This window comes from Tenacibaculum singaporense, assembly GCF_003867015.1.
Taxonomy (GTDB): Bacteria; Bacteroidota; Bacteroidia; order Flavobacteriales; family Flavobacteriaceae; genus Polaribacter; species Polaribacter singaporensis.
The window spans coordinates 1307961-1321782 of record NZ_CP032548.1; the positions used below are offsets into that span (position 1 = coordinate 1307961).

The window sequence follows — 13822 nt, forward strand, 5'->3', positions numbered from 1 at the left end:
AAAAAAATGACACTTAATAATCACGGTAGCGATATAGATGTAGTACATAAATACAATCATGTAGAATTAAAAGGATGGGTAGATCAATTGCAGTATATTAATAAAGAAATTGATAACCTTTTAGGTTTACATAAACACTCTTTAATTAATAAAGCTATTTCTGAAGAAACATTGAAGCTTTTTTCTGAAAGAAAAAAAATAAACAATGAGCTTTATAAAACTGTCTTATCATACTCAAATACGTATGTTAATGTAGCAGAGTGTGATGATATACAGTGTGACATGGCTTATTTAGGAGAGTACGATAGATTACGTGAGAGTTATCATAAAAATTTGGAAGCTTATCAAAAACTTAAAGACAAGTTTTTTGAGGAAGTTTTACTAAAAGAATAGCATTCTTGTAAAGCAAGTATGTTAGATTTGTAGAGTTAGTTGTAAAACCTTGGAATCATGTAGTTCCAAGGTTTTTTTGAATCGTAAACTAAAGAGACTTCTTTTTATTTCTAAAATCAGTTTTGTAAGCAATTAACTATTTTTTATGATAGACAGCTCTAGTAGTACTGAATAGTTAACAAAAACTTTTTTCATCACTGTCTAGAATTTTTTGCCTATAAAACGAATCACACTTCCTTTACCGTTGTGAGAATCTCCTTCATTTAAAAAGACTTCTTTTTCTTCTAAAACTTGAATTTCAAAACCAGTAAAATCTTGTTGTATTTGTTCTATAGAAAAAAGCATATCTACATCTTTTGGACCACCTATTTTGGGATTATTCTTCTGATAATTAAGATGATTTTTACTAAAAGCTTCAAAAATTATATACCCATTAGGTTTAAGAAGTGTAGTAAGTTTTTGGTGAATAATAGAAATTTTCCAAGCAGAAAAATGTGCGTAGATTAAACCAATAGCATCAAAAGATTCTTTTGGAAGTTCAAGATCTTGTATGTCGCCTACAACATACTTTAGATTTACATTAAACTCAGAGGCTAGTTTTAGAGCTTTACTTTTTCCTTCAATACTTAAATCGGTAGCAGTAACATCCCACCCTAATTTGGAAGCATATACACTATTTCTGCCTTCTCCGTCAGCAGGTAATAAGATTTTTCCAGTTTTTATTTTTTGAAGCTCTTTTTTAAAAAATAAGTTGGGCTCTTTGCCATAAGCAAAGTTGGTGTTTTGATATTTTTCATTCCAAAACTCTTTATATTTTAAATCACCTTTTGTCATCATATTTTTAATTTGATTTATACGATGTAAAAGTATCTAGAGTCTAAGCCTCTAGGGTAGGATGATTGTAAAGTAGTATGGTACTTATGTTAGTTTTTTCCTGAAAGCTTCGGGAGAGTAGCCTGTGTGTTTTTTAAAAAATCTAATAAAATATGAAACATCTTCATAACCCAAATAATATGCTATTTGATTTATTTGATTGGAAGATGCTAAAAGATACCTTTTAGATTCTAGTATAATTTGTTCATTAATAATTTCTGAAGCTGTTTTGCCTAAAGTCTGTTTTGTTATGGTGTTTAGCTGGTAGTTAGATAGATTTAACATACTAGCATATTTTGAAACTTGTTTTACCTTAGTAATGTTTGTTTCTAATAAATGTAGAAATTTCTCAAGAGATTCTTGAATATATAAATCCTTAGTATTAGAATCTTTATTGTTGGTATTTCTTGACCTTAGTAACTCTATAAAAAGAATATGAAGATTAGATTTTATAACTTCTTTATATGCTTCAGCTTTATCTTTGTATTCTGAAAAAATAGATATCAATAAAAGGTTAATTCTTGAAAAAAGGTCTTCCTCTAATTGATAATAATTTGAAGCACTTACTTTTTGTAATAAAAGATTCATCCCTTTATCAATAGGATAATAAAAATCAGTATTAAACTGAATCATAAAACCTTCGCTATTGTTTTTTAATTCTAATTCGTGTACTTGACCAGGTCGGATTATAAAAATTGTATGATCTGTAACATCATAATTAACAAAATCTATTTCGTGATTTCCAGTGCCTTTTTTTAATGCTAAAAAGAAGTAGAAATCGTGCCTGTGAAGTTCATGAACCATATCTTTCCCATTAAGAAGCTCCTGAAGATTTTTAATCATAAAATCACCAGATAGGTTAGGTTCTTTTTGAGAGATTTTTAAATGTCTTACAGGGATGGTTTTCATGAGGTTAGAATCTAACTAATGTAATACAAATTTAAGTAGAAAAAGAGTAGGAGATGATAAGTAACTCTAAAAAATAAAAAGCCCTATAAATCAGATGATTTTTAGGACTTTTTAGTCGGGGTGGCAGGATTCGAACCTGCGACCTCCTGCTCCCAAAGCAGGCGCGATGACCGGGCTACGCTACACCCCGAAAAGTGTAAAATTCGTAGTGTAGTTTATCTCGAGTAAAAGGAGAGGCTACACCCCGAATAATTGGGACTGCAAATGTAGAAAAAAAAAGTAAATGACAAATAAAAAAATGAAATAATTATTAAATAATTTGATTTTATAAGACAATAGTTAAAATATATTTAAAAGCAGATAACTAGAAATAAAAAAAAATTACATTTGTAACTTCAAAAATTCAAGATAATGGCAGAAAAAATTAAATGTTTGATTATTGGGTCTGGTCCAGCAGGTTACACTGCAGCTATATATGCAGCGAGAGCAGACATGAAACCAGTTATGTATACAGGAATGCAAATGGGAGGACAATTAACTACAACCACTGAGGTAGATAATTTCCCAGGATATCCAAAAGGTACTGATGGTACAGCAATGATGGAAGATTTAAAAAGTCAAGCAGAGCGTTTCGGAACAGATGTACGTTTTGGAATGGTTACTAAAGTAGAGCTTTCTAAAGAAGAAGGAGGAATTCATAAAGTAACTGTAGATGAATCGACAGAAATAGAAGCTCAAACTATAATTATTTCTACTGGAGCTACTGCTAAATATTTAGGATTAGAAAGTGAGCAACGTTTAATTGGAGGAGGAGTTTCAGCTTGTGCTACTTGCGATGGGTTCTTTTATAAAGGACAAGATGTTGTAGTAGTTGGAGCAGGAGATACTGCTGCAGAAGAAGCAACATATTTAGCTAACATTTGTAGTAAGGTAACTATGTTAGTTCGTAAAGATTATATGCGTGCTTCTAAAGCAATGCAACATCGTGTAAACAAAACAGAAAATATTACTGTTATGTATAATACTGAAATTGATGAGGTATTAGGTGAAAACGTTGTTGAAGGTGTTCGTGCTGTAAACAATCAAACTGGAGAAAAAACGGAGATTCCAGTAACAGGTGTATTTATTGCAATAGGGCACAAACCAAATTCTGATTTGTTTAAAGGTGTTTTAGATATGGATGATACAGGGTATTTAATTACTAAAGGAAAATCTACTAAGACAAATTTACCAGGAGTTTTTGCCGCTGGTGACATTCAAGATAAAGAATACCGACAAGCAGTAACAGCAGCTGGTACAGGTTGTATGGCAGCTTTAGATGCTGAACGTTATTTAGGAGCTTTAGAATAGACTATAAAGTCATATATAAAATAAAAAGGGTACGTATTAGCGTACCCTTTTTATTTTATATAGAATTTTGTCCACTTTCATTAATAATCCTTCGAATCCAATCATTAGGAATCATATCAATAGTAAGGTTTATGCGTTCCTCATCACCATTATTAATAACTTTATGAGGATCGGTAAGTCGCATATACCAGCATTCCCCAGGTTTCATGAGCACGGGAGTGTTATTCAAATAAAAAGTTACACTTTCATTGTTAAGAATAGGAATAGTAAGTCGTATTACTGATTTTTCAATCTCCAAACCTAAGGTAGGATCCGTATGTTCTTTAACTGTTGAGTGTGGAGCCAGTCGAAGTAACCTAACTAAGTTCACAGTGGTGTTTTCTTTAAAAAAATCGATAACACTAGTTAAATACGGAGACTTTTTTAAGGCATTAGTATCCAACCAATCTGTCCACGAACCATCTGCATAATCCTCAGCAGGAGCAGGGAAAGGTAATGATGTATCCACTAAATGAGCAGGTGAACGTAAAGGAATTACATCATAATATTCAAAGTTATCTAATTGCAAAGCTTTGGCTTCTTTAAACATTTTAGGTACTTCAAAATTAAAGGGCAGTTTAATACGGTCACTAAAAGTATTACTTGTTGTAGTAGTAGCTGTTTCCATAGAAATTGATTTATAAAAATTTAGGTTAGTATTATATAAAACTACAAAAGATTGACTTTTTCATAAAGATTGCAGTTTGATAAAGTTAACCTTTTTGTACCTATTTTTAGAACTTGAGTTATTAATAGTAATTCTCAAGTCTTATTTAGTTAATTGCATGTGTAAAATAGGGTATGGTTTTCCAGTAGCGTCTAATTCAGAACGTTTGATAGTTTCAAAACCGAAATGATTGTAAAAACCAACAGCTTGTTCATTTTGCTCATTTACATCGACCTTATCTACATTCAATTTGTCAATTGAGTATTCTAATAAGGCTTTACCTACCTTTTTACCTCGATATTCAGGGTGGATAAAAAGCATTTCTAAATTTTGTTCAGCAACACCTAAAAAACCTACTATTTTATTATTGATTTTAATACACTTTAACTCTACTGCATCTAAATACGTATTTAGAATAAGAGGTTTAAAATATGCAATGTCATCTTCTTTTAAAAAATGATGTGTCGCCCTAACGGAAGCTTCCCATAAGTCAACTACTTCTTGATATTCAGTTTTGTTTATAGTATCTATTTTATAATCCACTTTTTCAATTTTTACTTAAGCTATAAAAATACAAAAAGCGACTTTGATGATTTACCAGAGTCGCCGTTATTTTTTTTGCTAATAAAGTTGATTGTTTTAAAGATACTTATCAACTTCCTCTATTTCAAGATCATTAATACTCGCATATCTTTTTTTCATTTGTCCATCATCATTAAACTCCCAGTTTTCATTACCGTAAGCTCTAAACCATTTGCCTTCTTTGTTCTGATATTCATATTCAAAGCGTACAGCAATTCTATTTTCACTGTGAGCCCAATATTCTTTTTTTAGTTTATAATTAAGCTCATTTTGCCACTTTTTACTCAAGAAGTTAATAATTTCTTCTCTACCGTTAACAAAGGTGTCTCTATTTCTCCATTCACTATCAACAGTGTAAGCTAATGCAATTTTTTCAGGATTTTGAGAATTCCAAGCATCTTCTGCTAGTTGAATTTTTTGTTTAGCTGTTTCAAGAGTAAAAGGAGGGAGTGGATGTTTTTGTTCCATAATAATTATAGTAAGTTTTGTATTATTTTTTTTGATTTATATACTATTTCATTTGATTTGAAGAGTTGACTTTCTATGATAGCACTTTCAAAAAGTAGGTAAATATGGATAGCTAGTAATTCGTTATCTGTTAACTCCTGAAAAAAATTATTCAATTCTTTTTTATGAGATTGAATCACTAGGAGTATAGTTTCTTGTTCTTTTGATATTTCTGATAGAATATTCAAAAAGCTACAACCCCTGAAACCCTCTTTTGTATTCATATGAGCTACAAAATCGAAAGAAAGGAGTATTCTGTCTTTTGAATTTTTACTTTTTGAAGTAAACTTAAATAGTTCTTTAAACCAAAATTCGTGTCTATAGTTTAAGAAGTCGACACACAAAGCATCTTTTGATTTAAAGTGTTGATAAAAACTTGCTTTGGCTACTTTAGCTTCTTTAATAACTTGGTTAATACCCGTACTGTTATAACCTTGTTGATGAAATAAATGGGCTACAGTTTCTAATATACGTTCTCTAGGGCTACTCATACTCTTAATTTTTGTCAAAGTTATATGAACTCTTAAGAACAGACAAGTCTGTTCGGTATTTTAACATTTTTAGTTTAATAAATAAACTAATTCTGTGGAAGTTATTTATACTTCCACATTTTTTATATGCCAAGAGTTAAATCATTTAATGAAGAAGAAGTATTAACCAAAGCAATGTGTTTGTTTTGGAAACAAGGTTATTCAGCAACTTCTGTTTAAGATTTGGTTTGCCATTTAGGAATTAATAGGGCTAGTTTATATGATACTTTTGGAGATAAAAAAGAGCTACTAAACTCTATCAAATGTAGCTTTGTCTTTACTTACTTAGTTTTAAAATTCGAAAAGCTCCTTGAATTACTAAAACAAAAACAATGGTTCCGATAATCAAATCAGGTTTGTTAGAATTTAACCAATGCACTAAAACTCCTGCTGTTATTACTCCTAAATTAATAATAATGTCATTTGAAGTAAAAATCATACTTGCTTTCATGTGTGCTTCTTCTTTACTCTTTGACTTCTGTAAAATATAAAGACAAATGCCATTTGCGATAAGTGCTAAAACCGAAACGATTATCATTGTTGAAAAGTTTGGAAGTTTTTCAGCACCAAAGAATCTTCTTAAAACTTCAACAAATCCAAGTAAAGCAAGAGTTATTTGAAAATATCCAGCAAGTTTTGCAATTCTTTTCTTTCTTGTTAAAGTTCCACCAACGGCAAAAAGACTAATTCCATAAACAAAACTATCAGCAAGCATGTCTAGGCTATCGGCAACAAGTCCCATTGATTTAGAGATAATTCCCGTTGTCATTTCAATAATGAAAAAAGCAGCATTAATTCCGAGAACAGCCCAAAGTAATTTTTTCTGATTGGTGTTTTCTTCAAAATTAGTTTGATTTGTTCTTTCTGTGGAAACCCTCTTTCCGCCTAAGTTTAGTTCAATTACCGATTTTTCAATTAAATCAACTTCTTCGTTATGAAAAACCGTTAATTTTCTATTAGGAATATCAAACTTTAAGTTTGCTATACCAGAAATTCCGTCTAACTTCATTCGAATTAAACTCTCCTCAGAAGGACAATCCATTTTGGTTATTTCAAAAATAGTTTTATACATTGAATTTCTTTTTGAATCAGTAATAAGTAGGATAGTTTGTTTTTATAGTTATGTAATAGATAGTACTATTCCCACTTAGTCATTAACTCAGTTATTCCTTTTTCAATACCAAGGTAATATTCTCCTTTTTTAAATTCAGGGATAATTGTTTTTTCAATTACTTCCTCACAAATTTCGTCTGTTAAAACTTGTTCAGTTCCAACGCCTGTAGAAATTCTTATTTTTTTTAGGGTTTTACTGAAAACAATAGTCAAGCCGTTATTTTTTTCTTTTTGACCTACACCATTATAATTTGATAAGTCAATAGCGAATTGACTAAAATCGGTGTATTTTCCGATTGATTTAATAGAAACAATAGCTATTTGGTTGGAAGTCTTTTTCTCATACTCGCGAATTAACAAAGTTAATTTTTCCAGTTGTTCAATGGTGAAGAGAGATTCATAATCATTTACTACATTTTTTAGTGTGGATAAATCACTTTCACCTAAATCGAATTCGGTAAATTCAGCTTTAGGAGCGTTAGTGTTTATTTCATTCTTCTCATTTTGCTGCAACTTACAGCCTGAAGTTGTTAAAAAAGAGAGTATTATTATTTTAAAGAAAAGTTTCATTTTTATATAACTAGTTTAAACAACTAATTTAGTAAATGCATATTGAATAGAGGTCTGAGTTTTTTAGGGGTAGGTGAGTAGCAATTGTAACTAAAGCTTTTACTCATAATCAGGAATATTCAACCCTAAGATTAAGTCTCTATGAGCAGTCCAAATGCCATCTTCTTTTTTAAGTTGTATAATTCCAGAGCCACCTCTGTTTTTTTCTGATTGCTTTTTTTCTTCAGTAAGAGCGGGATCACTTTCAAATTGATAGCTGTCAATATAATAAGGTACTGTATTGGGCTCTTTTACATAAATATGAATGTGCTCTGGTTCTTGAGAGTTTGGGTAAGATGCTGGCCTGAATGTATAAAAAGTAAATTTACCATCGTTATCTGTTTTAAGCCAATTTCTGTGTTGTCCGTGTCTTTTTTCCGAACCTACAGGTTTGTCACTAGGTTGGTAAATTCCATTTCTGTTTGTGTGATAAATGTAGAGTATAACATTTTCAGCGGGTGTTTTTCCGTCTTTTTTAAATGCAGTACCCGTTATTTTTAGTTTTGGTTCATTTTCATGAAAACCAGGTAAGGTATCAATTGGCTTAGGATTTATATTAAGCATTTTATAATCCAATAAAGCTTTACAGTCTTGGCAACCACCATCTACGTTTCTTTCTACGTTAGTTTGTGTTTGCCCTTTACAAGAAGCTACAATAAGCATTAAAAAAAGCGCTCCTAAATAGTGTTTTAGTGTTTTGTGTTTAGGAAGATACATAACGTATTTGTATAAAATTAGTTGTGTTTTAAAGCTCTAATTTAATGAATACGAACTGAATAAGGAAACTATTGTTTTTCAGAAGTAGGCGAGAACAAGTGATTGTTTATAGCCATTGTTACGCTTTGTTTTTTATTCAACCGTTTTTATTTGGACATAATTTTTCTCTAATTCGAGTATCAAAACCCGAACAACAAGGATTAATTTTCGCTTTCACATAATTCCCTCCTGACTCTACAAATTCAATTATAGTATCTGAACTACATTTTCTACAATGCATTCCTTTTAGGGTTGGTTTATAAATTCCGTCTCTTTGTTCTCGTGCTTTCTTGTTTAGAAAACTGCTTCCTGTCTTAATTTCGTATTTAATCATTTTTATTAATTCGGATTAAGCATTAAAGGACTAAATTTTTAATGTATTTTTCTAATTCCGCTTTTGATTCAGATTCATTTTCGTTCAAACATTCGTTTGCTTTTTCGATTAGTTCATCCATTAATTTTTTCATTTTTCAAATTACACACAACGGTCTTGTGTATGAAAAGTAGCAGAGTAAAAATACGATCACTTTTCAAGTTTATTAGAAAGATAGCAGAAAAGTATAAATCTTAACTGTTTGTACTTAACTGCTATTTTTTATATACGTGGTTGTGGTTTGTATTATTTTCGGATTACTTTAAACCCTCTTGTTCCTGTATAAGTCCAATCAACATCGTATTTCAAAATTTTATTTTCATATTTCTCTACAATAATTACTTTAAAATAATTGTGATTTTTGGTTATCGGCATTGGTCCAAGTATTTTATCTTCCTTTCCTTTTATTTTGTTTAAACTTTGTTTATAAAACAAATATTCTCTGTCGGATAGACCTTTTACTTTTTCTATTTTTATTTTTTTTAAATTTCTGATACTACAAGTGTCTACCCTAAACTTATTTCTCAAAAATTCAAATGTTTCCCCTTGAATAAAAAAATATATTTTATCATTAGTAGTTTTTTTTACATCCTCTTTAGAATCATACATCACATACTTGGTTTGCTTTGAAAACTTTTGCCCATTTATAAAAAAATAATTTGATGTTGATTCTTGAGAATATGATTTTACAATGATAAATAAAAACAATACTATTTTTCTCATAATTAATTACAATTTGAAGTTCCGTTAAAAAAATATTGATTTAGTGCGTCAATAATCGCTTGTTGTTCTATAGAAGTTAAATTCTGCCAAGCAATAGTACTTTGATTATTTTCTATTTCACCCAAACCAGCCCAAGCTATAGACTCATAGGTTGAACGAGAAAGACGATTATTGTCAAAACTCTGTATAATATCTGCTATGGTAGTTCTATAATGAGTAGCCATCATATTATGATTCCATGTTGATTTATATCTTTTCCAATAATAATCATATAACCCAGGAAAATTATCTTTTAATGAATTTACATAATTAATTCTATCTTGAGTTGTATAATTCTGATTATTATGATAATTCAAATCACCCTTTTTTGCTGCTGAAAGCATTTTTCTAAAAATTTCTGCATGAATTAATTCATGAGCTATTGTTGTTGCAACTCCTAAGTCCGATAAATTTGATACCCCATTTCCATTTATTTGAATTTCTGTTACATAATTTACTGGAGGTAATGTAATTCCATAAACCCCAAAACCTAAACTATTATTTATAGTTAATTTTAAATGACTTACAGGGAAATCACCATCAAAGTTTTGTATCATGCTTTTAAAGCTTGTACTAGAATTTTTTAGTTTATTGTAAACACACTCCGCTTTACCTTCAAGTTTATTAATTATTTGTTCTTCCGTATCAACACAATATCCATCATAGGTTACATTATCATACCCTGGTCCACAATCCATGAGTATTTGCTCTCTCATATATTCAGATTTGTACACTTCATCTCCAGTGTGTGGTGTGTCGCACGAATAACTTGTATAAGTATAGGTTTGTGTTGTTGAACCTAAATATACCGATTTATAGGGTACGTCTGCTACTGTCATACTTCCTTCTACCATGTTTCCATTAGAGTCAACTCGGTAAGATGCTTTATAGTAATCTTGATAATGATGTGTTGTTTCATGAACATAAAGTATTGAAGGAACCTCTGTACAAGGCTGAACTTTTGCTTGGAAAGTTCCATCTTCTTTAGCTCTATTTAATGTGTTTCTTTCTATAGGTAAGTAGTTATCTTTGTTTGATTTTATCAAATATCCTTCTATATAAGCTTCTGAATTCTCTAACTCTCCCTTATCATTAAAATACCTAAATGAACCTGAGTAAGCTCCTAAATTAATAAAATCTATAGGGAGATTTTCTAAACTATAATTATATGCTCTTACCTCTATATATTTAATTATAATAGCGTTGTTTTCTTTATAGACTATTACATAAAAACTAGGGCTGTTAAAACTTTCAGAGGAGTTTTTTAAAGGAGCTATTAGTTCTGTTTTAAATTCATAGAACTCTAAACCATCACTTGTTATAATATTATAGTTGTTCCAGTCAACTATTAAATTGTTCTTAGTATAAGGAAGGTCTATTAAGTCGGTGTTTATTCTATTTTTAACTTTACTTATAAAGTTGCTTTGTGTTTCTAACAAAGGCTCATTTTCACAATTCCACAGAAATAAAGAAATACCAAAGAGAAAAACACCTACTTTGAAAAGGTTACTGATTTTGTTTTTTCTGTTTTTCATATCTGTTAAATTTAAGATTATTAATTCAAATTATTGAGTTACAATTTTTTCGTTTTTATCAGCCGTTTGAGTAGGCAAGAACTAGCAATTACTTGTAGCCATTGTTGTGCAACGTTTTTATATTCATATCGTTTCTAATCATTGGAATTTTTATTTTCAAATATTTTAGATATACATTCTTGATATTTTTTTGAAAATTGTTCCCCAAATTTTTCAGCAACTTTTTCATCAATTATCTTAAATTGTGAGCCGTGATTTGAAAATTCTAATATGAAAGATTTATCAAAGTCAATACCATTTTCTTCAAAATAGTCTTTATTGTTTTTTCTTATTTCGTCAACTTTTGCTAAAAAACAGTCTTTCATTTTTTTAGCTTTTTCGGTGAAAATAACGTCATCTATTTTTTTCATATTTTAAGTTTTTCTCAATGTTTATCTTTTGATTTAATAAATACATCTTGATTTTCTAGTACAAAATAGTACATTCCTGCGGTTGTGAAAAGCCATAATAAATAAGGTTCAAATTCAGTTGTTTTCCTAAAAAAGATTTCTCGAATTAACCAAAACCAAGCATAAATATTAAAAGCAATCACGTAAATCCGTTTAACCCATAAAATAATTATCGGTTTAATTCTTTCTTGTTCTTTATGGAAATCAGTTTTTTTCAAATGTTGCACAACTTGTTTATATAGATGTATAATATATCCTTATACACCCATTTTGGTAGGTTTATGATTGTATTTTATGTTTGATTATACCTTTACGGACTTAACAATAATAATTTAATTCTCTTACGGAAACCCATAAGCTCAGCTATTTAGGTAATAAAAGTTGTGTTAAGTGTCATTAAAGGTTGCACGGGTCGCTGATATCACGGCATGCTCCGCAGATACCGCGGCATGGGTCGCTGATATCACGGCATGCTCCGCAGACACCACGGCATGGGTCGCTAATATCACGGCGTGCTCCGAAGACACCGCGGCATGGGTCGCTGATATCACGGCATGCTCCGAAGACACTACGGCACGGGTCGCTAATACCACGGCGCGCTCCGCAGACACCGCGGCATGCTCCGAAGACACTACGGCATGGGCCGCTAATATCACGGCATGTTCTCTGCTTTTACATCAGTATAGATTCAACCCAACATTCTCTGTATACTTATTAGTGGACGTTGCCTTTGGCAGTAAAAAATAAACCTCATACCAACAAACCAAAAAAAGGTTATATAGTATGAGGTTTCCCCTAAGTTATTAATTCGTTTAAAGTAACAATTATCGTGAATTATTCTTCAGTGGTTACTTTTTTAAAACGCATCATGGTTACATCGTCCATCAATAAGTTTAGTTTTCCTTCTATGTCAAAACTATACTTGTTTATTTTTTTAATGGTTTTTAAAAACTCTTGTTCTCCTTGTCCGCAGTACATCATAGTTGTTGGTCCTGGTTCTCCAAAAGAAATCGCATTTTCTTCTCCTAACGTAAATTCAGCAGCATAACCGTTACAACCGTTATTTCCTGTAGCTTTCTTTGTTTCTTTATCAAACGTAAGTTGTGGCTTTTTATCAGGAAACAATCCTTCAAAAGCAATTCTAGGTCCAGAGATGTATTCTAGTTCCCAAGCGGTTCCGTATAACTGTTCAGCAGTATCTTTTTTAGCACAAGACACTGTAATTAATAGAATTACTGCGAATACAAATGATAGTTTTTTCATAATATGTAAGTTTAGTTATTAGTGTTAAATTCAGTTGAGTTTTTTACTACAAATTTTCTTGAAGCTTCACCATCTACCAATTTATAAGTAATTTGTCTGGTACCTCCTGTTGGGTTAGCATTTGAATCACTTTCTTTATAAATAGGAAAACGTTGTGCTAAAGTTGTTTCAATAATGGTAAATTCATCGTGCCCCATATATCCCTTACTTAACTCCTTATTATCGGTAATAGGAGGGAAGTATATTTGACTCATCGATTTTTTATTGTTTACTGAAAATCCTATTACATTTCCGTAGCTTCCACTTCCGTCAGATTTTGTGTAGATTAAAACTTCTGGAGAACCATCAGAATTTAAATCTTCAATTTCAGCATCAACAACGTTACCATCAATTGTTTGAGTAACGGCAGAATTGTCAATTTCTAATCCGTAAGGAATAACTGTTAATTCAGTTTCCATCCCATTTTTTTGAGTAGCAATGCTAAAACTAATTCCTTGTAGGGTTACATTTTTTCTAAAAATGGTTTTGTCTATTTGTGTTTGGTCAAGGTTTCCTTCAATTTTATGATAAGAACCCGCAAGACTTCCTCCGCCTGAACAGTAAAAGTTTAATAAACTATTATCTTCTTTGTTTGCCGTTGCAATAGAAATTTGTTTGTTTTTAAAAGAAAATACTACAGTCTTACCATTTATGTCAGTTGTATATGTGCTGTCATTTGTTTTTTCAGCAAGAGCGTCAAAAGTACAGGTAGGTTTTTTCTTGTCAGCTCGTGAGCGAACAGCAATTTTTATATTGTCATTTGCGGCTGGTTTTACAGCAACAGAAACCCAATCGTACCCTTCGTTTCTTTTTTCGTATTCTGATGAAACGTAGTTTCCTGTAACATCAGTAATTGTAGCTACAGTTTCTTGTTTTGTGGTTTCTTGTGTGTCTGTTTTTTTCGCTTCTTTTTTACAGCTAACGATGGCTAAAAATGCCATTCCTAGTAGTGCTGAATTGGTAAGTTTTATCATGCTATTTTATGTTTTTTGCTTCTAAATAACAATAAATATACCATTAAAGATATGAAAAAACGTTTTAAGAAAACCTTAAGATTCTTGATTTTTTAGTAG

Annotated in this window: 18 protein-coding genes and 1 tRNA gene; 2 read left to right on the forward strand and 17 right to left on the reverse strand. The window is 30.8% G+C overall.

Annotated elements, in window-relative coordinates:
• Positions 1-6 precede the first annotated feature (6 nt).
• Positions 7-393 (forward strand): hypothetical protein, encoded by a 387-nt coding sequence (locus D6T69_RS05975; RefSeq protein ID WP_125066898.1) that lies wholly within the window; start codon positions 7-9, stop codon positions 391-393.
• Positions 394-594: 201 nt separating this feature from the next.
• Here the strand turns inward: D6T69_RS05975 and D6T69_RS05980 are convergent, their stop codons facing one another.
• The 3 genes from D6T69_RS05980 to D6T69_RS05990 form a co-directional block, all read right to left on the reverse strand.
• Positions 595-1230, reverse strand: coding sequence for a class I SAM-dependent methyltransferase (locus D6T69_RS05980; protein WP_317125310.1), 636 nt, complete (start codon positions 1228-1230; stop codon positions 595-597).
• 81 nt (positions 1231-1311) lie between these two features.
• Positions 1312-2175, reverse strand: a complete 864-nt coding sequence (locus tag D6T69_RS05985; RefSeq protein ID WP_125066899.1) for an AraC family transcriptional regulator — start codon at positions 2173-2175, stop codon at positions 1312-1314.
• A 115-nt stretch (positions 2176-2290) separates the two neighbouring features.
• Positions 2291-2365: transfer RNA gene (locus D6T69_RS05990), tRNA-Pro, on the reverse strand.
• Between the two features lie 221 nt (positions 2366-2586).
• On the opposite strand from D6T69_RS05990, the gene trxB reads away from it, so the two are divergent.
• Positions 2587-3525, forward strand: a complete 939-nt coding sequence (gene trxB, locus D6T69_RS05995; RefSeq protein ID WP_125066900.1) for a thioredoxin-disulfide reductase — start codon at positions 2587-2589, stop codon at positions 3523-3525.
• Between the two features lie 55 nt (positions 3526-3580).
• On the opposite strand, the gene D6T69_RS06000 is transcribed toward trxB, so the two are convergent.
• The 14 genes from D6T69_RS06000 to D6T69_RS06070 all read right to left on the reverse strand — a co-directional run bounded on the left by D6T69_RS06000 (position 3581) and on the right by D6T69_RS06070 (position 13723).
• Entirely contained in the window at positions 3581-4192 is a 612-nt protein-coding gene (locus tag D6T69_RS06000; RefSeq protein ID WP_125066901.1) for an aspartyl/asparaginyl beta-hydroxylase domain-containing protein, read from the reverse strand.
• Positions 4193-4333: 141 nt separating this feature from the next.
• The gene (locus D6T69_RS06005; protein ID WP_125066902.1) at positions 4334-4774 is read right to left on the reverse strand and encodes a GNAT family N-acetyltransferase; all 441 of its coding nucleotides are present in this window, start codon (positions 4772-4774) and stop codon (positions 4334-4336) included.
• Between the two features lie 96 nt (positions 4775-4870).
• Positions 4871-5281, reverse strand: coding sequence for a nuclear transport factor 2 family protein (locus D6T69_RS06010; RefSeq protein ID WP_125066903.1), 411 nt, complete (start codon positions 5279-5281; stop codon positions 4871-4873).
• Between the two features lie 5 nt (positions 5282-5286).
• Positions 5287-5811 (reverse strand): TetR/AcrR family transcriptional regulator, encoded by a 525-nt coding sequence (locus tag D6T69_RS06015; RefSeq protein ID WP_125066904.1) that lies wholly within the window; start codon positions 5809-5811, stop codon positions 5287-5289.
• A gap of 316 nt (positions 5812-6127) precedes the next feature.
• Complete coding sequence (locus D6T69_RS06025) at positions 6128-6922, reverse strand: cation transporter (protein WP_125066905.1); 795 nt, start codon at positions 6920-6922, stop codon at positions 6128-6130.
• A gap of 65 nt (positions 6923-6987) precedes the next feature.
• Entirely contained in the window at positions 6988-7533 is a 546-nt protein-coding gene (locus D6T69_RS06030) for a TPM domain-containing protein (protein WP_125066906.1), read from the reverse strand.
• 99 nt (positions 7534-7632) lie between these two features.
• Complete coding sequence (locus D6T69_RS06035; protein WP_125066907.1) at positions 7633-8289, reverse strand: dioxygenase family protein; 657 nt, start codon at positions 8287-8289, stop codon at positions 7633-7635.
• A 136-nt stretch (positions 8290-8425) separates the two neighbouring features.
• Positions 8426-8662 carry a hypothetical protein gene (locus D6T69_RS06040; RefSeq protein ID WP_125066908.1) on the reverse strand — a complete coding sequence of 79 codons (237 nt, stop codon included), beginning with the start codon at positions 8660-8662 and terminating at the stop codon, positions 8426-8428.
• A gap of 285 nt (positions 8663-8947) precedes the next feature.
• Entirely contained in the window at positions 8948-9424 is a 477-nt protein-coding gene (locus tag D6T69_RS06045) for a hypothetical protein (RefSeq protein ID WP_125066909.1), read from the reverse strand.
• Between the two features lie 2 nt (positions 9425-9426).
• Entirely contained in the window at positions 9427-10998 is a 1572-nt protein-coding gene (locus D6T69_RS06050) for a hypothetical protein (protein WP_125066910.1), read from the reverse strand.
• Positions 10999-11132: 134 nt separating this feature from the next.
• Positions 11133-11408 (reverse strand): hypothetical protein, encoded by a 276-nt coding sequence (locus D6T69_RS06055; protein WP_125066911.1) that lies wholly within the window; start codon positions 11406-11408, stop codon positions 11133-11135.
• Positions 11409-11422: 14 nt separating this feature from the next.
• Complete coding sequence (locus D6T69_RS06060; protein WP_125066912.1) at positions 11423-11665, reverse strand: hypothetical protein; 243 nt, start codon at positions 11663-11665, stop codon at positions 11423-11425.
• Positions 11666-12281: 616 nt separating this feature from the next.
• Complete coding sequence (locus D6T69_RS06065) at positions 12282-12710, reverse strand: META domain-containing protein (protein ID WP_125066913.1); 429 nt, start codon at positions 12708-12710, stop codon at positions 12282-12284.
• 11 nt (positions 12711-12721) lie between these two features.
• Positions 12722-13723, reverse strand: coding sequence for a PliI family lysozyme inhibitor of I-type lysozyme (locus D6T69_RS06070; RefSeq protein ID WP_125066914.1), 1002 nt, complete (start codon positions 13721-13723; stop codon positions 12722-12724).
• Positions 13724-13822: the final 99 nt, after the last annotated feature.